General features: G+C 42.1%; 19 protein-coding genes and 1 pseudogene. 15 read left to right on the plus strand and 5 right to left on the minus strand.

Annotated features, from left to right (window positions below; genetic code table 11):
• Positions 1–199: 199 nt before the first annotated feature.
• The 9 genes from ccoN (at position 200) to L3J70_10625 (ending at position 8,928) form a co-directional block, all read left to right on the plus strand.
• Positions 200–1,615 (plus strand): cytochrome-c oxidase, cbb3-type subunit I, encoded by a 1,416-nt coding sequence (ccoN, locus tag L3J70_10585; protein MCF6236798.1) that lies wholly within the window; start codon positions 200–202, stop codon positions 1,613–1,615.
• Positions 1,616–1,629: 14 nt separating this feature from the next.
• A complete protein-coding gene (gene ccoO, locus L3J70_10590) occupies positions 1,630–2,295 on the plus strand; it encodes a cytochrome-c oxidase, cbb3-type subunit II (GenBank protein MCF6236799.1) in 666 nt (221 codons plus the stop codon).
• A complete protein-coding gene (locus L3J70_10595) occupies positions 2,295–2,513 on the plus strand; it encodes a cbb3-type cytochrome c oxidase subunit 3 (protein MCF6236800.1) in 219 nt (72 codons plus the stop codon). The genes ccoO and L3J70_10595 overlap by 1 nt, the downstream gene beginning before the upstream one ends.
• On the plus strand, positions 2,497–3,354 hold the full coding sequence (ccoP, locus tag L3J70_10600; protein ID MCF6236801.1) for a cytochrome-c oxidase, cbb3-type subunit III: 858 nt from the start codon (positions 2,497–2,499) through the stop codon (positions 3,352–3,354). Before L3J70_10595 ends, ccoP begins: the two co-directional genes overlap by 17 nt.
• 284 nt (positions 3,355–3,638) lie before the next feature.
• Positions 3,639–5,066 (plus strand): cytochrome c oxidase accessory protein CcoG, encoded by a 1,428-nt coding sequence (ccoG, locus tag L3J70_10605; protein MCF6236802.1) that lies wholly within the window; start codon positions 3,639–3,641, stop codon positions 5,064–5,066.
• Positions 5,067–5,153: 87 nt separating this feature from the next.
• Positions 5,154–5,696, plus strand: a complete 543-nt coding sequence (locus tag L3J70_10610; GenBank protein ID MCF6236803.1) for a FixH family protein — start codon at positions 5,154–5,156, stop codon at positions 5,694–5,696.
• A 15-nt stretch (positions 5,697–5,711) separates the two neighbouring features.
• A complete protein-coding gene (locus L3J70_10615; protein ID MCF6236804.1) occupies positions 5,712–8,183 on the plus strand; it encodes a heavy metal translocating P-type ATPase in 2,472 nt (823 codons plus the stop codon).
• Positions 8,184–8,204: 21 nt separating this feature from the next.
• Positions 8,205–8,435, plus strand: coding sequence for a cbb3-type cytochrome oxidase assembly protein CcoS (ccoS, locus tag L3J70_10620; protein ID MCF6236805.1), 231 nt, complete (start codon positions 8,205–8,207; stop codon positions 8,433–8,435).
• A complete protein-coding gene (locus L3J70_10625; GenBank protein MCF6236806.1) occupies positions 8,428–8,928 on the plus strand; it encodes a hypothetical protein in 501 nt (166 codons plus the stop codon). The genes ccoS and L3J70_10625 overlap by 8 nt, the downstream gene beginning before the upstream one ends.
• 98 nt (positions 8,929–9,026) lie before the next feature.
• Here L3J70_10625 and L3J70_10630 read toward each other — a convergent pair whose 3' ends face one another.
• Positions 9,027–9,743 carry a sulfite exporter TauE/SafE family protein gene (locus tag L3J70_10630; GenBank protein MCF6236807.1) on the minus strand — a complete coding sequence of 239 codons (717 nt, stop codon included), beginning with the start codon at positions 9,741–9,743 and terminating at the stop codon, positions 9,027–9,029.
• A gap of 8 nt (positions 9,744–9,751) precedes the next feature.
• A complete protein-coding gene (locus L3J70_10635) occupies positions 9,752–10,432 on the minus strand; it encodes a hypothetical protein (GenBank protein ID MCF6236808.1) in 681 nt (226 codons plus the stop codon).
• Between the two features lie 66 nt (positions 10,433–10,498).
• On the opposite strand from L3J70_10635, the gene L3J70_10640 reads away from it, so the two are divergent.
• Positions 10,499–10,888 carry a hypothetical protein gene (locus tag L3J70_10640; protein MCF6236809.1) on the plus strand — a complete coding sequence of 130 codons (390 nt, stop codon included), beginning with the start codon at positions 10,499–10,501 and terminating at the stop codon, positions 10,886–10,888.
• Between the two features lie 22 nt (positions 10,889–10,910).
• Here the strand turns inward: L3J70_10640 and ligA are convergent, their stop codons facing one another.
• The gene (gene ligA / locus L3J70_10645; protein MCF6236810.1) at positions 10,911–12,950 is read right to left on the minus strand and encodes an NAD-dependent DNA ligase LigA; all 2,040 of its coding nucleotides are present in this window, start codon (positions 12,948–12,950) and stop codon (positions 10,911–10,913) included.
• A 78-nt stretch (positions 12,951–13,028) separates the two neighbouring features.
• On the opposite strand from ligA, the gene L3J70_10650 reads away from it, so the two are divergent.
• The gene (locus L3J70_10650) at positions 13,029–14,339 is read left to right on the plus strand and encodes an ATP-dependent 6-phosphofructokinase (GenBank protein ID MCF6236811.1); all 1,311 of its coding nucleotides are present in this window, start codon (positions 13,029–13,031) and stop codon (positions 14,337–14,339) included.
• A 23-nt stretch (positions 14,340–14,362) separates the two neighbouring features.
• On the opposite strand, the gene L3J70_10655 is transcribed toward L3J70_10650, so the two are convergent.
• Together L3J70_10655 and L3J70_10660 are read right to left on the minus strand one after the other, a co-directional pair.
• Positions 14,363–14,851: a bacteriohemerythrin gene (locus tag L3J70_10655; GenBank protein MCF6236812.1), complete on the minus strand. Its 489-nt coding sequence runs from the start codon at positions 14,849–14,851 to the stop codon at positions 14,363–14,365.
• A 129-nt stretch (positions 14,852–14,980) separates the two neighbouring features.
• Positions 14,981–15,403 (minus strand): annotated as a pseudogene (locus L3J70_10660) (methyl-accepting chemotaxis protein).
• A gap of 1,674 nt (positions 15,404–17,077) precedes the next feature.
• On the opposite strand from L3J70_10660, the gene L3J70_10665 reads away from it, so the two are divergent.
• The 4 genes from L3J70_10665 to L3J70_10680 all read left to right on the plus strand — a co-directional run bounded on the left by L3J70_10665 (position 17,078) and on the right by L3J70_10680 (position 21,286).
• Positions 17,078–18,184, plus strand: a complete 1,107-nt coding sequence (locus L3J70_10665; GenBank protein MCF6236813.1) for an AAA family ATPase — start codon at positions 17,078–17,080, stop codon at positions 18,182–18,184.
• Positions 18,185–18,224: 40 nt separating this feature from the next.
• The gene (locus L3J70_10670; GenBank protein ID MCF6236814.1) at positions 18,225–18,467 is read left to right on the plus strand and encodes a hypothetical protein; all 243 of its coding nucleotides are present in this window, start codon (positions 18,225–18,227) and stop codon (positions 18,465–18,467) included.
• Positions 18,468–18,647: 180 nt separating this feature from the next.
• Positions 18,648–20,801 carry a YgiQ family radical SAM protein gene (locus L3J70_10675; GenBank protein ID MCF6236815.1) on the plus strand — a complete coding sequence of 718 codons (2,154 nt, stop codon included), beginning with the start codon at positions 18,648–18,650 and terminating at the stop codon, positions 20,799–20,801.
• The gene (locus L3J70_10680; protein ID MCF6236816.1) at positions 20,798–21,286 is read left to right on the plus strand and encodes a hypothetical protein; all 489 of its coding nucleotides are present in this window, start codon (positions 20,798–20,800) and stop codon (positions 21,284–21,286) included. The genes L3J70_10675 and L3J70_10680 overlap by 4 nt, the downstream gene beginning before the upstream one ends.
• Positions 21,287–21,293 lie beyond the last annotated feature (7 nt).

Consider the following 21,293-nt stretch of genomic DNA (forward strand, 5'->3'; position numbering starts at 1 on the left):
TACGCTCCCATCTCGACACCTCAATATATAAAAGGTTCCTGAGTGTTTTGGTATGTTATACCTTAATTCTAAGTAGCCATTATATGTGGGGGTTGGCGGGGCTTGCGGTTGTTGAGTGGCTTTCAGTTCGTTGCTACATGACAGTTCGTTAAGTTCACTTCTTTTGATTAATAAAAATGGAGGGGGTTACGTGTCTGCTATCACAACAGATGAAAAGACATACAACTTCGATATCGTTAGAGCATTTACCATCTGCGCTGTAGTGTATTTGGTGGTGGGTGCTTCTATTGGTGTCTATATTGCCTCAGAGTTGGCTTGGCCAGCACTGAATTTCGATAGCCCATATTTGACTTTTGGTCGTTTACGACCATTGCATACAAATGCGGTTATTTTTGCTTTTGGTGGTTGTACTTTAATGGCGACCGCATTCTATATCGTTCAACGTACATGTCATGTACGGTTATGGAGCGATAAGATGGCTTGGTTTACTTTCTGGAGCTGGAACTTCGTCATTGTATGTGCAGTAATTACATTGCCTTTGGGTTACACGCAAGGTAAAGAGTATGCAGAGCTGGAGTGGTGGATTGATATCATCCTTGCCCTTTCATGGCTCTCTTACATGATCAACTTTATTATGACGTTGGTGATCAGGAGAACATCCCACATTTATGTGGCGAATCTGTTCTTCCTAGGTATGATGATCATGATCACCTACCTGCATGTCGTGAACTCGGCAGCGATTCCAGTTTCAATGATGAAATCGTATTCTGCTTATGCAGGCGTTCAAGATGCGATGATTCAATGGTGGTATGGCCATAATGCAGTAGGTTATTTCTTGACAGCTGGTTTCCTTGGGATTATGTATTACTTCATTCCCAAGCAAGCAAATCTTCCGATCTTCTCATATCGTTTGTCGGTGCTTCATTTCTGGGCTCTGATGTTCGGTTATGCTTGGTTGGGTGCGCATCATTTGCAATATACCGCGCTTCCTGACTGGACTGGATCTTTAGGTGCTGCAATCTCTATTGCTATGATTATTCCTTCGTGGGGTGGTGCATTGAATGGTCTGTTGACACTTTCTGGTGCATGGCACAAGTTACGTGATGACTACATTCTTCGTTTCTTGATTATCTCTCTGGCTTTCTATGCAATGGCTACTTTTGAAGGCCCTGTCATGGGAATCAAGACGGTTAATGCATTGTCTCATTATACAGACTGGACTATAGGTCACGTTCACTCAGGTGCATTAGGTTGGGTTGCAATGGTCTCTTTTGGTGGTATTTACCATATGGTGACTCGTTTATGGGGTCGTGAAATGTACTCAACAACGTTGTTGGGCGTTCATTTCTGGCTGGCAACAATCGGTGCTGTTATTTACATTTGTGCAATGTGGGTGTCCGGTATTATGCAAGCGCTGATGTGGCGTGCGACAGATGAGTATGGCAATCTGGTTTATACGTTTGTTGAATCTGTTTCCGCAATGCATCCGTTTTATGTAATGCGTGCAATTGGTGGAGCACTCTTCTTGCTCGGCGCTATTCTTATGCTCTATAACATTGTGATGACTATTCGCAGTGCCAAGAGTGAAACAAATATGGCAACAGCCAACGCATAAGAGGAGAGAATTCAATGGCTCATAATAGCAATGAAAAAATGTCTTTCCAGGAAAAGACGGAAACAAAGGTCTGGCTCTTGGTTATTTGTCTGGCATTAGGGCTTTCAGTTGCGGGTATTGTACAGATTTTGCCGCTTAGCTATCTCGATAGTACCTATGAAACGCTGACTGAAGAAGAAGATGGTATTCGTCCTTACACAGCGCTCGAACTGGAGGGTCGTGATATTTACATTCGTGAAGGTTGTTACACTTGCCATTCGCAAATGATTCGTCCTTTCCGTGATGAGAAACAGCGTTATGGACACTACTCTTTGGCAGTGGAATCCAAGTACGATCATCCGTTTCAATGGGGTTCAAAACGTACTGGACCTGATTTGGCTCGTGTCGGTGGTAAATACTCAGACGAGTGGCACTATCAGCATATGATGGAGCCTAAGTCTGTTGTACCTGAAACTGTGATGCCTGCTTATCCGTGGTTAGCAACTGAAATAATAGATCATACGATGACTGCAAAAAAGATGAACGCTTTATCGATAGTTGGGGTTCCTTATACTCAAGCAGATATGGATGGAGCAGCTGATGCGGTTCAAGGCAAAACAGGAATGGATGCCATGATCGCTTATTTGCAAGTATTGGGTACGATGGTAAATTTCCAGGAAGGAAAGGATTACCGTCAATGATTGAATCCGTGAAGGAGTATTTTCACACGGATTGGGCGGCTATGACTGATACCGATTGGTTCGGGCTTGTGGCCGTCATTATCCTAAGCGTTTTGATGCTTATTCTTTATTTTTATGTATTTAATCCTAAAAATAAAGATAAGCTCGAAAGTCATCGTGATTTCGTATTAAAAGATAACTCGACTGTTGGAGAGGATAACCATGGCGATAAAAAATAGCCAAAATCAGGTGCCTGATACCGGACATGAGTGGGACGGTATTCGGGAATTAACTAACCCGCCACCACGTTGGTGGACAATTGCTTTTTACCTAAGTGCTGTTTGGGTAATAGTGTATTTAATCATCTACCCATCAATTCCTTTGGTAACAGACCATACTAAAGGTGTGATTGGCTGGACTGCAATTGGTGAGTATAAGGAAGCGGTTGCTGCAAATGATGCGATTCGTAAACCTTATCTCGATAAGTTGGAAACAATGAGTGCTCAGGATATTATCAATGACCCTGAAATGCTTAATTTTGCTAACTCATCAACCAAAGCGTTATTTGGTGATTACTGTGCTGCTTGTCATGGCTCAAATGGCCAAGGCATAGCAGGTATGTTTCCTGTGCTGCTGGATGATGACTGGTTGTATGGGGGTACTGTTTCAGATATCACCACTACAATTGCCAGTGGTCGTAAAGGAAATATGCCAGCTCATACAGGTACTCTTGATGACACGCAAATCAATCTTTTGACTGATTTTGTGATTGCAGCAGCAGCAGGGAGTGCAACCCAGGAAGGTTGGGATGCTTACCAGGCGGCAGGTTGCTTTGCATGTCACGGTGCTGATGCAAAAGGTAACAAATGGATGGGTTCAGCGAACCTGACTGATGGTATCTGGCGCTTTGGCAGTGATCGTGAAGCTGTGATGAATGTTATTAAACATGGTGTTAATCAAGACGGTGTTGATGGTACTGTAGATGGTGTCATGCCAGCATTTGGTGACAGACTATCGACAAATGACATTAAATTGTTAACCGTTAAGGTCTGGTCTCTTGGCGGAGGCCAATCGGAGTAATCCCTTCCATAACCTTTTAAGGAAGGGATTGTATCTCTTCCTTTCTAACACTAAAATTTTAGGAGGTTCATTATGGACGCAGTTGCAATTGGTGCAATTCTTACTGTTGTTGCTACCGTTATCATTGTTGTATATATGTTCATTAAAGGTTACAAACTGATGAATGACGATTCTGATAAAAGTTAGTTATAAAAATCTTTGGAAAAAGTAAAGGGGCATTTTGCCCCTTTACTTTTTATTTTTTTTAAAATCTCGTACATAATTTTTAATGGAAAAATAAAAGTGTGAGTGAAGAAAAAAACAATTTAGAAAATATCCATAATATAGAAAAAATTTACAATGAAAGTGCTGAGCACTTTGATGTGAATTTGGGCGGTAAAAAAATTCACCCTAAAAAAGTTTCTGGACGATTTAGGAACTATAAGAATTTTGCATGGGTTTTCTGGATTGGATATATTTTATTACCTTACCTGCGTTGGGATGGCCAGCAATCGATTCTTTTTGATATTCCAAAGCGACAATTTCATCTGTTTTCTATCACTGTTTACCCGCAAGATATATGGATGTTGGCGTTTTTGTTGATTCTGCTCGCAATGATGTTGTTTGGGATCACCGCAATTGCAGGGCGTGTTTTTTGTGGTTATTTCTGTTTTCAAACAGTATGGACCGATTGGTTTGTTCAAATTGAAAGTTGGATTGAAGGGAATCCCACACAAAGAAGAAAGCTGGATGATGCTCCCTGGAGCGCGAAAAAAATCCGAAAAAAATCATTTAAATATTTGATTTGGATTTTGATTTCACTGCTTACGGGAATTACCTTCGCGGCTTATTTTACGGATGCCTATCAATTATGGGTTGATATTTTTACTCTCCAGGCACACCTCTATGTATGGGTGACTTTACTGGCCTTTTTTGTCGGTACATTTTTGTTTGCCGGTTTTATGAGAGATCAGGTCTGTTTATGGCTCTGCCCGTATGCTCGAATTCAATCTGTGATGATTGATAAAGATTCAATTTTGCCAACCTATGATGTAAAAAGAGGTGAACCTAGAAGTAAAGCTAAAAAAGGGGTGATTGACTCGGAGCATGGAGATTGTATTGATTGCAAAGTCTGTGTTGCGGTGTGTCCAATGGGGGTTGATATACGTAACTCAGCGTTGCAAGAAGGCTGTATCATGTGCGGTGTCTGCATTGATGCTTGTGATGACATAATGGATAAAGTGAATAGACCACGGGGTCTGATTCGTTACAATTCTGAAAAAGAAATTGAAGGTATTGATTTGCCTCCAGTATATAAACGACCTCGGGTCATAATATATGCAGGCATCAGTTTGATTGCAATCATGGCAATTGTAATGGGTTTGCTGAATATTCCGCCACTGGCAGTAACGGTTATTCATGAGCGTCAGCCTATGTATGTCACTATGTCTGATGGATCTATACGCAATAGTTATACATTTAAAATTTTGAATAAAACACCTGAAGCGCTCAATGTGAAAATTTCTGTTGAGGGTATTGATGGTATTGTCATGAAGGGGGTGGGTGAATTTGTTATACTTAAACCAAATAAGATGATTCCTTTCAGTGTCCGGTTGGAAGCCATGCCTGATAAGGTGGTAGATAAAAAAGTCCCTGTGTATTTTACAATTACAACGGTAGACAGTGACATTAAAATTTCTGAGCGATATGAAAACTTTTTTGCCAAACCCTGATTCTAAAACCAGAACCCTGAAAGCATAAATATTTTTTGGGTTTTGCTTTAATCGGATATTTTTTGTAATTGAATTGAGTTGTGCTTTATGTCATCAAATAATCAAGAAAACAATAAATCTTCGCACCGTTCAGGTGAAGAATACACTCCAGGCTGGAAAAGCCCTTGGGTTTGGGGGATGACTGGCCTTATTGTCGTCATGATCTGTGTCAATATGTTTATGATTTACATGGGGTCTAAAACAGCGCATGGATTGGTTGTTGATGACTTTTATGAGCGAGGAAAAAATTATTTTGAGGCAGAAGGTGACCGTCAGGAGACAGAAAATCGCCTAGGGTGGAAGATGAATTTACTAGTACCAGCCGAGCCACGAATGAATACACCTCAAAACTATCGTTTAAAAGTTGTTGACTCTGATGGGTACCCTATTCCCGATACGACTGCCCAGTTTTTGGCATATCGCCCTGACAACGTAAATCAGGATTTTTCTATGGAAATGTCTGTAGAGTCCAAAACTATGTACAGTGCTAAAGTGTCATTTCCCTTGCCAGGTCATTGGGATTTACTCATTGTTGTAAAGCAGGGAGAAGATGAGATGGATATTGCCAAGCGAGTTTTTATCGAAAAGTAAAGATATCATCATACTATGAACTCGCATAGCTGTTTTCATTGTGGTTTACCTGTGACGGAAGAGGGTAGGCAAGAAGCCGAAGTTGCAGGTGAAAAGCATGAGTTTTGTTGCTCAGGGTGTGTTGTTGTTTGCCAGACAATTTATGATTCAGGTCTGGGTGGATTTTATCAACGCCTACAATCAGCAGAAATAGCGCCACCCCCACAGCAGAATCAAGACCCTGAACAGTTTGATCTGGATGATGTGCAAGCAGAGTTTGTGATCACGGCAGGCAATGAATCTGAAGCAACCCTTTTAATTGAAGGCATCCATTGTTCAGCTTGTGTCTGGCTTATTGAGCGTGCGTTGGAACCTCTTGATGGAGTTCTTGTTGCTGAAGTTAATTTAGCCCACCACCGCTTGCGACTCCGCTGGGATCAATCCCTAATCAAACTGTCTCGGATTTTAAAACGATTAAATGCTTTAGGGTATGGTGCGACTCCTTTTGATGCTAAGCGCGCTGAAGGTTTGGCTGTAAAACAGAATAAATCCATGCTTTATCGTATGGCTTTTGCCGGTTTTGGTATGGCCAATATTATGTGGATTTCAATTTCCCTTTATGCAGGCGAGCTTTCCGCCTCCGGGATTGACCCTGAGCATAAACAGTTTTTTCATTGGGTAAGTCTATTTTTGGCAACGCCTGTACTTCTTTATTCTGGCTGGCCTTTTTTAAAAGGGGCTCTATTAGGTTTAATACACCGTCAGCTGAATATGGATCTTCCTATCAGCATTGGTGTTATTGCAACTTATGCTTATTCCGTATGGGTTACGATTTCTGGAGTAGGGGATGCCTATTTTGATACTGTGGTTGCATTTCTTTTTATTATTCTGATTGGGCGCTATCTGGAAGGGATGTCACGGCGCAATGCAACATCAGCAACCAGCCGCCTAATGGGATTGCAACCGCGCTCTGCAATGCGAATTGAAAATGGTGAACCGACACTCGTCAGTGTACGTCGTTTGGCATTAGGTGATCATGTATTGGTTCGTCCAGGTGAAAAATTGCCTGTTGATGGGTTGATTGTCGAAGGGAAGTCAAGCCTTGATGAATCAATGCTGACAGGAGAGTCACGCGCGGTAAAAAAACAGATCGGTGATGAAGTTGCAGCAGGTACAGTCAATGGTCGAGGAACATTGACCGTTGAAGTCAATCAGCTTGGAAAAAATACTGCGCTGGCCAAAATTATTCATTTGGTTGAATCTGCTCAAGGCTCAAAAGCACCGATTCAATCACTCACTGACCGTATTGTTCCCTGGTTCATTGCCGTCATCATAGGCTTGGCAACAGCAACCTTTATCTTTTGGTCTCATCATGCTGATTTTGATACTGCACTTCTGGCTGCTGTTTCGGTATTGATTATTACTTGTCCATGCGCATTTGGTTTGGCGACACCAATGAGCTTGGCGGTGAGTGTCGGGCATGGTGCTGGAAATGGAGTGCTGGTGAAAAACGGCGCTGCATTAGAAACACTCGCTGGCGCGACACATATTGTATTTGATAAAACAGGCACATTGACCGAAGGGCGTATGGTGGTATCCGAAATTTGTTTGAGCGATAAAAGTTTATTGCAAGTGGATGAGCTATTAAGTTTGACAGCACAAGTGGAATCACATTCAGAGCACTCAATTGCCAAAGCGATTGTGGCTAAGTCAATTGAAACGAATGAACAACAAAAAAAGAGTTTTCAAAAAGAAAAAATTTCTGAATTTGAAAGTATACCGGGTCGAGGAGTCACGGCTGTCGTTGCCAATCATACAATGATAATTGGTAATAGAGCGATACTGGAAGAGCAAGGGATTGTTATTTCCGCAGAATTAGAGAAAAAATCATATGCCGTGGAGCATGCGATGGGAGTGGCCGTTTTTGTTGCCATTGATGGACAACTGGCCGCCTTGATTGTAGTTCAGGATAAAGTCAGGGATGACGCGAGTGAGTTGATTCGTGCATTGCGATCAGAAGGGGTAGGTATTACTTTGTTGACAGGCGACAGCCAGGGAGCGGCTGAATATGTAGCAGAGTCCTTGGGTGGTGATATTGAAGTCATTGCGCATGTGCGGCCTGAAGATAAAGAGAAAATCATCGCTGATTTACAGATCCGTGGTGAGTGTGTTGTTATGGTGGGCGACGGTGTGAACGATGCGCCTGCATTAAGTCGCGCTGATGTTGGAATCGCTATGGGCTGTGGTACGGATATATCTATGGACTCTGCCGATATTGTGCTTATGAGTAATGAACTGTTAAAGATTCAATTTGCTCTGAATCTGGCGCGTCAGACCATTCGCACCATTCGACAGAATATTTATATATCTTTTGGTTATAATATTATTCTTGTTCCATTAGCAATGTCGGCAAATTTAACGCCTGTTTTTGCTTCGATTGCCATGCCAATTAGCTCTTTACTTGTGATTGGCAATGCAATGTTGATTCGAAAACGGTGCAAAACATAAAAGTATTAAGGGTGAGGCATTATGGATGTAATTTATAGTTTGATTCCGGCAATGATTTTGCTTGCTGTTGGCGCAATAGCCGTATTTTTCTGGTCAGCACGCAGTGGTCAATATGATGATATGGAAGGGCCACGGCATCGTATTTTAACCGATGATGATGACCCGTTATTACCTGAAGTACATCGAAAGTATACAGCCCAAAAAGCCCAGAAATCAGAAAACATGATCAAAAAAGGGAGTGATGATGAGTAAACACAGCTATTCAAAAAAAGAGTTGAAAATAGCACAACTGCCGCATCAACTGTTTCTTTTTAATATGGTTGGCAACCATATTTTGCTATCAATTATTACTGCAAGCAATTCGTCTCACTTATGGGTGACGGCAATTGTTCCAGTGATTGCTCTATTAATTTTTTCATATACATTGATTCGTGGAAAATCAGAGGTGAAGTCTGAGTGTTTGCTTATAAGAAGCCATTGGCAAGTTGTTGTTAAAAGAACCAAAATATTTTTAATTACTTATATTGCGCTTTTTATTGGAGGAACAATCGCATGGTTGCTTTATAGTTACGCAGGTATCATGAAGGAGCTTGCTTTTGCTGTTGTCGGTGGTTTAGGTATTTTGCCTGTTATGGTCACTGTTCTGGTGCTGACTGTGATGGAATCGGAAACATTGGGGCATGCTATGCACGGTCGTACTCCGGATTCACATAAGGAAAAAAACGATCTGGTTGAAGAGGGATGAAGGGAGTTATTTTCGAATAAGCCAATAAATAGCCACGAAGAGTACAATAATTACTGTGAGTTCAATCAATGCGAGCCACATGCTTATAACGAAAATAATTAGTGATGTTGGGTATGGGTGCTATGATCATTCAGCTGGCTAGTTGCGGAATGATCATGATGGTGTAGATTACCGCGTAACATAGTCAATAGACCTAAAGCAATTAATAACAGAGCTGCAATTTTCAAAAAATGTCCACGTTTCACCGGGGTTATTTTTCGCAGTAGTGTCGGGGTGACAAGCATGGCGGGAACAGTGCCCAAGCCAAAAAGAAACATTGTTATCGCACCATAATATGGTGATGAGACGGTTAAGCTTAGCGCTAAACCAGCATATACCAAACCACATGGCAACAGGCCATTAAGCATGCCGACAATCAGCCAGGCATCAAGTCTGTTGCTGCTTGATGCTTTTTTTATCCAGAAAGTCATGCCTGTTGCCTGTGATATTTTTGCGGTGAGCCTAGAAAACGGATCAGGGAGCCAGCCGCCTAAATAACAGGCAAAGAGAATCATAAGTCCGCCCGCCAACAGAGTCAGTAACCATTGAGCCTGTTTGAACCATGCAATATCACCAAGGCTGCTACCCAAGAACCCCGCAATAAATCCCAAAACGGTATACGTAAAAACGCGCCCCAATTGGTAGCTGAGTAATCCAGGCCACCAAAGCTTAGGGCGTGTCATACAGAGTGCGCTGACCAATCCACCACACATTCCAATACAGTGCAGACTGCCAAAAAAGCCAATTGCAATGGCTGAAATGAAGAGCTCTGTCATGATATAAGTTATTCCGTGCTCGTTCCTAAATCAGGTGTTACACCTAATGATGTTAATATTTTCTGAAAACTATCTGGAGCAACAAATTGCAGCATAACTTCGCCACTCTGATCTAAAATAGCATCAAGTCCTATTTGGGGGTAAAGGTTATGCATAATATCACCGTCAAGGACTTGTTGTTCGGGAGAGCCAAATTGGTTAATGAGCATTTTCTGGGTGATTTTGATACGAGGAATTGCGGTCATGCTACTGACTTTTAGAGTTTCAATGGCCTGCATGTGCTCTTCAGCAATTTTGAATTTTATATTTCCTGAAGGAAAAGCCATTGGGCTGTACGCACTATTAATTATTTTTTCGATTAGTTCATCACTTGCAGCCAAATTTAAAATCATCTTGCTGCCATCTGGCATTTTCGGGAAAAATGCTTCAATAACAGGTTTTTTATCACTATTTTTGGGGCTTATAAAAAGAGCTTGCTCGCTGTGGCTATTGAGTATTTTTGTCGCTTCTTTGAGAGTGGTCTGATCAATTGTGACCCCTAAAACAGAGAGCTGGCCTTGTTCGTTTACTGTAGCATTCCACATTCGTTTTTCAGGTTTTTTATTGTCACTGTCTGAAGGTGAAAAAAGCGTCCAGAGTGCCCAGATAGCTAAAGGAGCGACCAAGAATAAGGTGGTTTTGCTGTTCATCAGTTTTTTTAGAAAGCCTGTTCGTTTAAAATGAAGGATATTGTACCCCAAATAGATAGGAAATCGATGAGCTTTTTTTATCACAAATTTACAGTGGCTACATTATGTGCTGTTGAAATCGGAATGTTACTCTTTCTATCAGAAGCGATGTTCTATAGCTTTCACTGGGTGATGGGGGTGATGGGGGTGATCTATTTTTTTGTTACCTTCTGGTTCGTGTTTGGTGACTGTAAATGGTGGCTATATCAGACGGCTGGTATTTTATGTGTGGTAACGATTATGTTGTTTAAAATCAGTGCCGTTGTTTATGGGATGAACTTATTGGTTTGGTCTCATGGTGTGCTTGCTACGCTGTGGGCGAGTGTATTGTTAATCCATCTATTTGTTGAAAAAAACTGGGGGCCTCCTAACTGCCCACCGCGTCCTCGGAATGATGCGCGGCGGTTCCCTGAATAGCGGCTTAATTGTATCTTTAGAATCAAGATTCGGTTTCAGCTTTCTGTATGATGCTCAAAAAGCCATTTTCATCTAATATTTTTACACCCAGTGTCTCGGCTTTGCCGAGCTTTGAGCCTGCTTTTTCTCCAGCAAGCAGGTAGTCTGTTTTTTTAGATACACTGCCGCTTACTTTTGCTCCAAGCCCTTGAAGCAGCTCTTTCGCTTCCTGTCGGCTGAAGCGATTCAAGGTTCCTGTGACGACGAAGGTTTTTCCTGTAAGTGGTTTGTAATTGCTGTTTGACACTTGAATATCAGGCCAATTGACACCGGCTTCAATCAAACGATCAATGACTTCCATATTGTGAGACTGATGAAAAAAAGTGACGATATGTGCAGCGACAATGGGGCCAATATCAGAGACCTCTTGTAACTTCTCTTCTGAGGCATGTCTGATTTTCTCCAGTGACCCATAAAAGTGAGCTAGATTACGTGCCGTTGTTTCTCCCACTCCACGAAGACCCAGTGCAAATAAAAATCGAGGGAGTGTTGTGCTTTTGCTTTTTTCCAATGCTGCAATCAAGTTATCTGCCGATTTTTTTGCCATACGTTCTAACTCGGATAGCTGCTGAACTGTTAGCGTATATAGCCCAGAAACATCACTGATTAACCTGCTTTCAACCAGTTGCTCAACCAGCTTATCCCCTAATCCCTCAATATCCATTGCTCGACGCGATGCAAAATGTTTAATCGCTTCAATGCTCTGCTGAGGGCAATAAAGCCCTCCACTGCAACGGGATACCGTTTCACCTTCACCACGTTCAACATCTGAACCACAAGCAGGACAATGTGACGGCATTTTGAAAGGTTTATTGCTGTGATTGCGCTGTGAAATAACAGGCCCGGCCACTTCAGGAATCACATCGCCTGCACGACGCACAATCACATAATCTCCCACACGAACATCTTTACGCTGAATTTCATCTTCGTTATGAAGCGTTGCATTCGTTACCGTAACGCCTCCTACAAAAACGGGCTCCAAACGCGCCACGGGGGTCAGTGCGCCAGTGCGTCCAACTTGAATGTCGATGGCCAATACACGCGTCATCTCCTCTTGCGGTGGAAATTTACGCGCCGTTGCCCAGCGTGGCGCACGAGAAACAAAACCAAGATCTGCTTGTTGATCAAGTTTGTTGACCTTGTAAACGATTCCGTCAATTTCGTAAGGCAGTTGATTACGTTTTTCGGCTAATTGAGTATAATAATCATGGCAACCTTTTACACCGTTAACGATTTCCATCTCCTGTTGAACTGGGAGTCCCCAGTGATATAAATGGTTCATCATATCGCTATGAAGCTCGGGAAGCGTCAGGCCATTAACGCTGCCCCAACCGTAGCAATAAAAATAGAGAGGCCTTGTTGCGGTAATTTTTGAATCCAGTTGACGCAAACTTCCCGCCGCCGCATTACGTGGATTGACAAAAACTTTATCGCCATTTTCAAGTTGCTTGGCATTGAGCTTTTCAAACCCCTCTTTAGGCATAAAAACTTCACCGCGCACTTCTAAAGTTTCAGGGTAATTTTTCCCTTGTAATTTAAGTGGTATGGATTGAATCGTACGAATATTTTGTGTGACATTCTCACCCGTCATGCCATCACCCCGTGTCGCACCGCGTATTAATACCCCTTTTTCGTACAGCAAGCTGATGGCCAGGCCATCAAGTTTAGGCTCTGCCACGTAATCAATTTCCTTAACATCCAATGTTTCACACAGGCGGTGATTAAAGTCCTGAAACTCTTCATCAGAAAAAACATTGCTGAGAGAAAGCATGGGAACGCTATGTTTGACTTCCCCAAATGCTGAAAGTGGCTCTGCTCCGACACGCATGGTCGGTGAATCGATTGTAATCAAATCAGGGTGGGAGTGCTCTAGCGCAACCAGTTCAACTAACAGGCGATCATAGTGTGCATCTGAAATTTCGGGTTCATCAAGCACGTAGTAACGATGGTTGTGATAACGAATTTCTTTGCGTAATTTTTCGATTGAATTTATCAGAGTGGGTATTGTTGCTGAATCTGTCATAATTATTGAGTCGGGGGTGTGGAATACTGACTATCTTATCAAGATTTCACCATTTATTCGGAATTTAGAGTCATCAAAATGTCAAAAACAACTTTTACAATCGACCATTTAGGTTCCTGTAAATACCCTAACCCTATTAGCAAGCAGCAAAAAATTTCTTATCAAACGGATGATAAACGCCTGCCCTTGATCGCAACACAATGTGAAAAAATCAGAGATATTGAGACCGAAACATTTGAGTTAGCCGGGCCTCGTGAAAAACTTTTTTTTCAGTCGAAACATGTTCGTGCTGCGATTGTGACATGTGGAGGATTGTGCCCTGGGTTTAACGCCGTGATTCGTGAATTAGTGATGCAGCTTTGGTATGTATACCAATGCCAGAATATCATGGGTATTCGTTACGGTTATCAGGGGTTAGCGATGAAAGGGGCGATGGAACCTATCGTATTGACACCTGATTTTGTTTCAAACATTCAATCTCAAGGAGGGACTATTCTTGGTTCATCACGAGGCACACCATTGAGCAAGGAAATTGTTGATTCGCTGGAACGGCTGGATATCAATATGCTTTTTATTATTGGTGGCGATGGCACCATGCGCGGCGGAACATCCATATGGAAGGAGATCAAACAACGTAAAAAAGCCATCTCAATCATTGGCATTCCCAAAACTATTGATAATGATATTCCATTTGTACGTCGCACCTTTGGTTTTTCAACCGCCGTTGAAAAAGCAGCCGATGTGATTAATGCCGCAGAAATTGAGGCTAAAGGCATGCTGAATGGAATAGGCCTGGTTAAGCTGATGGGGCGTGATGCAGGTTTTATTGCTGCAACTGCAAGCATTGCATCGGGTAATGCCAATATCTGTTTGGTTCCAGAACTTCCTTTTAACCTAAAGGGTGATGGTGGTCTATTTGACTTGATTGAAAAGCGTCTAAGCGTCAAAGATCATGTTGTTATTGTTGTTGCAGAAGGTGCTGGGCAAAATTTTGTATCCCGTGCAATCAATGAAACTGATGCATCAGGAAATATTAAGCTGGGCGATATTGGACTCTTCCTTAAAAAAGAGCTCAAACAACACCTGACAAATTACGGAATTCAAGTATCAATGAAATACTTTGATCCCAGCTATATGATTCGTGCGACAGGCCCTAACTCATCCGATCAACTTTACTGTAGCCGTCTGGCTCGCGCAGCTACGCACGCAGCCATGTCAGGGAAAACAGGCATGCTGATTGGGCATTGGTATGATTTGCTTACCCATGTTCCATTTCATACTCTGGAAAATCAAAGCCGTAAGATCAACATAGATGGTGAACTGTGGTTCAGCGTGCGAGAGAGTACGGGGCAGCCACAATATTTCGGATCTCAAAATACCGATCAATAGTTGCGAGATACTGAAGCCAGAGCCTACATAAGCCCATGTTGCTTAAAATGGTGAACATATTTTTTATCTGTCCCTTGAATATGGTGAATTAACCACTCTTTAAGGAAAGTAAGCAGCTCATTAAATAACTGCTCGCTGTGATCGCCGGCCTTGACCCGATCAACAAAGCCAATGACTTGGCCAACCAGTTTTTTATGGGACTGTTTATGTGCTTCAACATCAGGGTACTCAGAGTGAGCAAACAACTCTTCCTCAAAGGCAAAGTGGCTAATGGTATATTGCACAAGAGAATCAAGTGCTTTCTGGATGGAATCCATACTATGTTTTTCGGCAATTCCTTGATTCAAATCATTGATAAGATGTACCAATATTTGATGCTGGCGATCAACTTCTGTGACGCCAATGCAATACTGATCGCCCCAGACAAATAGAGGCTCGACATCTGTCGATTTAGAGTGGCTAATTTCTGCTTCATTAATCACAAAACTATTCAGCAGGGTTCTTACTTCCATCGATAGTGAAGCCACTTTGTTGTTAGCAAGAAAGGACTGGAAGCCAATTGAGGCGGTTTCATTGGCGTATTGGGTAATGGTTGCAACGTTATTGTCAATTTCATTAGCCATGGCTGATTGCTCTTCAGTGGTGCTGGCAATTTGCCTTGTTACATCATTGATATGTTGGATATTGTCTGCAATTTTAGAAAACATTTCGCTGGTATTGGTGGCTTGCTGAAGTGTTTCTTTGGCACTTTGGCTACTTTTAAGCATCACCGCTGTTGCCGAACGAGAGCCACTTTGCAATTGGTCAATCATGCTTTGAATTTCAAGTGTCGCATCCTGGGTACGTCGGGCCAGAATGCGAACTTCATCGGCAACAACGGCAAAGCCACGCCCTTGCTCACCCGCACGTGCAGCTTCAATAGCGGCATTAAGAGCAAGCAGGTTGGTTTGCTCTGAAATATTTCGGATGACTTCCAAAATTTTACTGATGTCGTTGCTGCCTTGCTCAAGCTGTTCAATAACATGGCTGGCTTCATCAACCTCTTTATTTAATGATTCAATATCAGTAATCATCAGCTGAACCGTTTTAGTGCCTTCATTGGCTGACTGGTTTGCTTTTTGTGCCGTTTCGGCCGCTTTACTTGTAGTGGTGGCTACGTCCTGAATGGCTATATTCATTTGCGAAACTGCATTGGATACCCCTATGATTTCACCTTTTTGCATCTCTATTTTCTGACGCTCTTCTTTGCTAACCTTCATCATTTTTTCAGACTGTCCAACAAGCAAGCTTGATGATTGTAAAACTCCTGACACACGTTTCGCCACACGTATTCGCAAATAATTGAGTGAGTTGCCAATTTCTGCTAACTCATCATGTGAGTTAAACTCGGGAAGCTTTTGAAAATCACCCTCAGCCAGTTTAGAGACGCAGCGACTGATCTGTGCAATGTTGTTTCTGATAGAGATAAAAAGAGCTGCGAACAGATAAAGTAATACAAAGAAGGCTGTAGTAAGCCCTATAACAACCGATAGCTTCTGGTTCTTTGCGGCTTGTTTGCGTTCATTCAGAAGTTGGGCAGCGACCTGACTCATTTCACCATAAAGTGCTAGGTTACTTGCAATTGTTTTACTGCCTTCTGAAAAATACTGTTTTGAGTCGATATTAATGTTTGGCGTGCTAACTAACTCTTTAATACTTAATTCAATAAAGGTTTGATTGTTTTTTTCAACCTCTGCCAATAGGCTGGCCAGATTTTCTTTAATAACAGGGTGGCCATCAAAGGCGATATATAGACCAGTCGCAAGGTGCTCGTTGATAGATTCTATATTGCTCAGCAAAGAGGTAATATGCAAACGTTGTGCATCATTCATGGATTTTTCTGCTGCTCGTCCCGCACCAAACCCACGGGTTTTACCCAGTGTTTCTACTAACACAGGAAGGTAGTCAATCAGGGAAATATTAATATAGTGCAGATCTAACGCTGATTCAGTGCTGAGGTTGGTGGCATCAGCGACGGTTTTCATGTGGGTTAAAATATCCTTGATCAACATGCTATGGGCTGTAAAACTGGCCTTGGCTTGCATTGAAAAAGATTCTTTGCTTAAGGTTTTCCAGCGCTGTTCTAATTGGGTCACTTGATCACTTAAGCCAAATTTTTTGGCCAGGATTTTATCCAGTGCTAACAGCTCTGTGTAATCTTGGTTAACCTGCTGGCGCTTAGCCATGATTTTATCTTTAAAATTTTTGTCACCATTAAGGTAGGCGTTGGTCATGCCGCGATGCTGAGCCACATGCTCACCAAGATGTTTCAGTGGCAGCAAATAACTCAGCCCTTCTGCTTGAAGCTCACTGCTGCTGACCTTTTCACTGACACTATTTAATACGATAACAGCAAAAAAAAGCATTGATAACATTGAGATAGAGATGATAATCGCAAACTTGGTAGCAAATTTGAATTTATCAAAAAGGGCGGTGGCAGGTGATAGAAAAGTATTCATAATTAGATTGTCTTATAATTTATTTTGTTAAATAAAAGGCGTAGCTTTTGTATTTGAATAGAAACATCGGCCAGTATGGTAAAGAGCTTAAAAAAATATGCAGCTAATTAAGGGGTTATAAATAGTAATGAATAATCGGTTTTGTTGAGTGAAGCCAGGGTGAATGTACTTTTTTCTACACTTATCCCAAAAAGAACGGCTATTTTTTTACACCTATCCTAAATAGGCCATAATGCAGTTATGGAGCGCCTGTTAAAAAAACAAATTTACGCTGACTTGAATGATTACAAGATGATTTTGCTTGCCGGCCCTCGGCAAGTTGGAAAAACAACATTGGCAAAGTCACTCTATAAAACATCCGACTATATGAACTGGGATATAGACGAGGATAGAACAAGGATTCTGGATAAGGAGTTCAAAAAAGCACCACTGTGGATTTTCGATGAGGTACATAAATATTTAAAGTGGCGAAATTATCTAAAAGGTATCTACGATAAAACGGGAACGTCACAAAAAATTCTTGTCACAGGAAGTGCTCAGCTGGATATTCTCAGAAAAGGGGGCGATAGCCTTCAAGGTCGCTACTATTTTTTAAGATTAATGCCTTTGACCTTTTCTGAGCTTAAAATGTCTACGCAAAAAGATGCTCAATACCTCTATCATCTGTCAGGGTTTCCTGAGCCTTTTTTAAAAGGGAGCAAATCAAATGCAAATAGATGGTCACGATTTTATCGTCAAAGAGTCGTCAGAGAGGAGATATCTTCCAATGAGCAATTCAATGATCTGGCAACAATTGAGATCATGTATAACCGTCTTCCAGACTTGGCGGGTGGAACACTTTCGATCAACTCTCTTGCTGAAAATATACAGGTATCCAACAAAACACTTGGAAAATGGGTTGATGCCCTTGAGCGGCTCTATGCAATATTCCGGCTCTCTCCGTTTGGGTCGCCACAAATAAAGGCACTAAAAAAACTACAAAAAGTTTTTCTCTATGATTGGAATGCGGTGCATGATGAAGGTAATCGCTTTGAAAATTTTATCGCAGTTCATCTGCTAAAATGGATCTATTATGAACAGGACATCAATGGCCGAGATGTTGATCTAAGATACTACAGAGACAAATATGGCCGAGAAGTTGATTTTGTTATTACTGAAAATGGTCGTCCCATCCATTTTATTGAGGCCAAACTTTCAGATTCTTCGATAACAAAAGGGCTCAGTTATTTGAAATCAAAATTTCCAGATACCAGAGCGACCATTGTTCACTTGAAAGGTAAAAAAGATTTTATCAATAGCGAAGGGGTCGAACATCTTCCGGTTCATAAATTATTAACAGAGCTGTAACAGGATTTACAGCCTCTAAAAGTGTCAAATTCTTCCCATCATGCTTAAGCGCGCTATCATTAATACCAACAAAAAAGTTGATAACACGGTGGATGTCGATTTTCACCGCGTAAAGCCCGACACAATCAGTCAGTTTAATAATGAAAATAAAGAAGGCCGTACAATGTCAATATATAAAATTACTGTGAATGGTGAGCTCCTGGATGGACAAGAGTTAGAGCAAGTCAAACAGCGTTTTTCCAAGCTGTTTGACCTTGATAGCGAACCAGTCAAATATTTTTAATAAGTCTGGGCATTATGTGATCCTCGTGGTGGATGAACAGGGGGAGAAGTGACGAAGTTGCTGTTGAAATTTTACTTTAGCCGGTATGTTTCAATGAGACTTGATATGATTAAAATACTTGGAATCTCATATAATCTTTGCCAAATGAAATAATCTACGAAGAAAATCATTTATAACATTATGCAATTAGCCCCCTCTATTTTCTCTTACCGCCCCTATTGGGCTAAACGCTTTGGCGCTGCGCCCGTGTTACCGATGTCTCGTCAAGAAATGGATGTTCTAGGCTGGGACAGTTGTGATGTGATTTTGGTGACGGGGGACGCGTATGTAGATCACCCAAGCTTTGGTATGGCTCTTATTGGTCGTTTACTGGAAGCGCAAGGTTTTCGGGTCGGGATTATCTCGCAGCCAGACTGGAAAAGCGCAAAAGCATTTAAAGTGCTTGGCAAGCCCAATCTATTTTGGGGCGTGACTGCAGGCAATATGGATTCGATGGTGAATCGTTATACCTCTGATCGCCGCCTTCGATCTGATGATGCCTATTCCCCTAATGCAGAAGGCGGAAAGCGGCCAGATCGTTCTGTGGCTGTTTATGCTCAGCGTTGCCGGGAAGCATTCAAAGGTGTGCCCATCATTATTGGTGGTATTGAAGCCAGTTTACGGCGATTAGCTCATTATGATTACTGGTCAGACCAAGTACGGCGTTCTATTTTGCCCGATTCAAAAGCGGATCTGTTGGTGTTTGGTAATGGTGAGCGGCAAGTCGTTGAAATTGCGCATCGTCTGGCGGCTGGGGAAGCGGTGAATAGTCTTACCGATATACGTGGCACAGCGTTTATGTGCAGAGGCATTCCTGATGATTGGCTGGAAATTGATTCAACGGATGTTGATACACCTGGGCGAATAGAGTCTCATCGCGATCCTTATGCCATGAATGAAGAGGGTGGGGCGGCCTGTGCTGAAAAGAAGGAAAAACCTTCCAAAGAAATTCAATTTGAACGCCGTATCAAACAGCGCGCTCAATCAGTGATACGTTTGCCATCGTATGAAAAAGTCAAAAATAACAAGATCCTTTACGCGCATACCTCACGAATTTTTCATTTGGAAACAAACCCAGGAAATGCTCGGGCTTTAATCCAAAGCCACGGGCCACGTGATGTGTGGCTGAATCCACCGCCCATCCCGTTAACAACCGAAGATCTTGATGCTGTTTTTGAGCTGCCCTATACGCGAGTGGCTCATGAACGTTATCAAAAGGCACATATTCCTGCGTATGAGATGATACGTTTTTCAGTCAATATTATGCGTGGCTGTTTTGGCGGATGTACGTTTTGCTCGATTACTGAACATGAAGGACGAATTATTCAAAATCGTTCCGAAAAATCGATTCTGAATGAGATTGAAAATATTCGAGATCATACACCGGGTTTTACTGGCAATATTTCAGACCTTGGTGGCCCGACGGCCAATATGTATCGTTTGCATTGTGAGTCCCCAAAAATTGAATCTGCGTGCCGTAAACTCTCTTGTGTTTATCCGGGTATCTGTTCCAATTTGAAAACAGATCATGCGCCGTTGATTCAACTCTATAAAAAAGCACGCAAGTTACGGGGTATTAAACGAGTCTTTATTGCGTCTGGGCTGCGTTATGATTTAGCGGTGGAGTCACCGGAATATGTTAAAGAATTAGTGACACATCATGTGGGCGGGTATCTCAAAATTGCACCTGAGCATACGGAAGAAGGGCCGCTCAGTAAGATGATGAAACCAGGTATTGGCACTTACGAACGTTTTAAAAAAATGTTCGAAAAATATTCAAAAGAGGCCAATAAAGAGCAATATTTGATTCCCTATTTTATTGCCTCACACCCAGGGTCAACAGACAAAGACATGCTGCACTTGGCACTTTGGTTGAAGAAAAACAATTTTAGGCTGGATCAGGTTCAAAACTTTTTGCCTTCACCGATGGCGGTGGCTTCTGCCATGTACTATTCAGAGCGAAACCCTCTGAAACGAGTGAACTATCGCAGTGAAACGGTTTCTACAGCAAAGGGTGACATAGCACGGCGATTGCATAAAGCATTTCTTCGTTATCACGACTCAAACAACTGGCCCATGCTGCGGGAAGCACTTAAAAATATGGGGCGGTCTGACCTGATTGGAAATGGCAAGCGCCATTTGATTCCAAGTTGGCAGCCGGATGGGAGTGGTCAAAAAACTAAAAGAACTTTTTATGGGAAAGGGACAGAAAAATCCAGGCCAGCACGTACGCAACATACACATGGTAAGGTTGCCGTGGGTCGAAAATTCAATAAAAGGCGTTCAAAAAAATGAAAAAAACACTGATGGAAACCTATGCGCTGGCGGTCTGTTTTGCTTCAATGATTTGTATATCCATATCATCTGGGGTTATTGTTTATGATCTCGCCCAGATTGCATACCCAGAGATAACCATTGACTCATATAAGCTGGAAGGTCCTTTTTCAGCACCCTATCCAATGGTAATGCATGGCCGTAGTTCGGTCACTACTGAAGCTGTCAATGTTGACTCTGGTCACTCTAAATCGACTCCTCCACATATGTTGCCACCGCCACTCCCACCAGAGGCTAAATGGGGAGAACAACTGTTTTCAGCGCCCCCAACAGTGCCTGGAATTTCAGCACAAGAACTTGAAAAAAAGAAGCAGCAGAGAGTAGAGCGAGCATTGAAGTACGAGCAAAATGATGCCAAGCGTAGTTTGATTCAGATGCTGATTATTTTACTTGTTTCTGGTGTTGTATTTTTCATTCATTGGCGCTTGGCGAAAAGGTGTAAATAATATGGGG

The organism is Gammaproteobacteria bacterium (assembly GCA_021648145.1).
Classification (GTDB): domain Bacteria; phylum Pseudomonadota; class Gammaproteobacteria; order JAADGQ01; family JAADGQ01; genus S141-38.

What these genes read in the sequence shown, in the direction of transcription:
- ccoO (MCF6236799.1), top strand. Translation starts at nt 1,630, where the DNA reads ATGGCTCATAATAGCAATGAAAAAATGTCTTTCCAGGAAAAGACGGAA.
- ccoP (MCF6236801.1), top strand. Translation starts at nt 2,497, where the DNA reads ATGGCGATAAAAAATAGCCAAAATCAGGTGCCTGATACCGGACATGAG.
- L3J70_10610 (MCF6236803.1), top strand. Translation starts at nt 5,154, where the DNA reads ATGTCATCAAATAATCAAGAAAACAATAAATCTTCGCACCGTTCAGGT.
- L3J70_10615 (MCF6236804.1), top strand. Translation starts at nt 5,712, where the DNA reads ATGAACTCGCATAGCTGTTTTCATTGTGGTTTACCTGTGACGGAAGAG.
- ccoS (MCF6236805.1), top strand. Translation starts at nt 8,205, where the DNA reads ATGGATGTAATTTATAGTTTGATTCCGGCAATGATTTTGCTTGCTGTT.
- L3J70_10625 (MCF6236806.1), top strand. Translation starts at nt 8,428, where the DNA reads ATGAGTAAACACAGCTATTCAAAAAAAGAGTTGAAAATAGCACAACTG.
- L3J70_10630 (MCF6236807.1), bottom strand. Translation starts at nt 9,743, where the DNA reads ATGACAGAGCTCTTCATTTCAGCCATTGCAATTGGCTTTTTTGGCAGT.
- L3J70_10635 (MCF6236808.1), bottom strand. Translation starts at nt 10,432, where the DNA reads ATGAACAGCAAAACCACCTTATTCTTGGTCGCTCCTTTAGCTATCTGG.
- L3J70_10640 (MCF6236809.1), top strand. Translation starts at nt 10,499, where the DNA reads ATGAGCTTTTTTTATCACAAATTTACAGTGGCTACATTATGTGCTGTT.
- ligA (MCF6236810.1), bottom strand. Translation starts at nt 12,950, where the DNA reads ATGACAGATTCAGCAACAATACCCACTCTGATAAATTCAATCGAAAAA.
- L3J70_10650 (MCF6236811.1), top strand. Translation starts at nt 13,029, where the DNA reads ATGTCAAAAACAACTTTTACAATCGACCATTTAGGTTCCTGTAAATAC.
- L3J70_10655 (MCF6236812.1), bottom strand. Translation starts at nt 14,851, where the DNA reads ATGGAAGTAAGAACCCTGCTGAATAGTTTTGTGATTAATGAAGCAGAA.
- L3J70_10665 (MCF6236813.1), top strand. Translation starts at nt 17,078, where the DNA reads ATGGAGCGCCTGTTAAAAAAACAAATTTACGCTGACTTGAATGATTAC.
- L3J70_10670 (MCF6236814.1), top strand. Translation starts at nt 18,225, where the DNA reads ATGCTTAAGCGCGCTATCATTAATACCAACAAAAAAGTTGATAACACG.
- L3J70_10675 (MCF6236815.1), top strand. Translation starts at nt 18,648, where the DNA reads ATGCAATTAGCCCCCTCTATTTTCTCTTACCGCCCCTATTGGGCTAAA.
- L3J70_10680 (MCF6236816.1), top strand. Translation starts at nt 20,798, where the DNA reads ATGAAAAAAACACTGATGGAAACCTATGCGCTGGCGGTCTGTTTTGCT.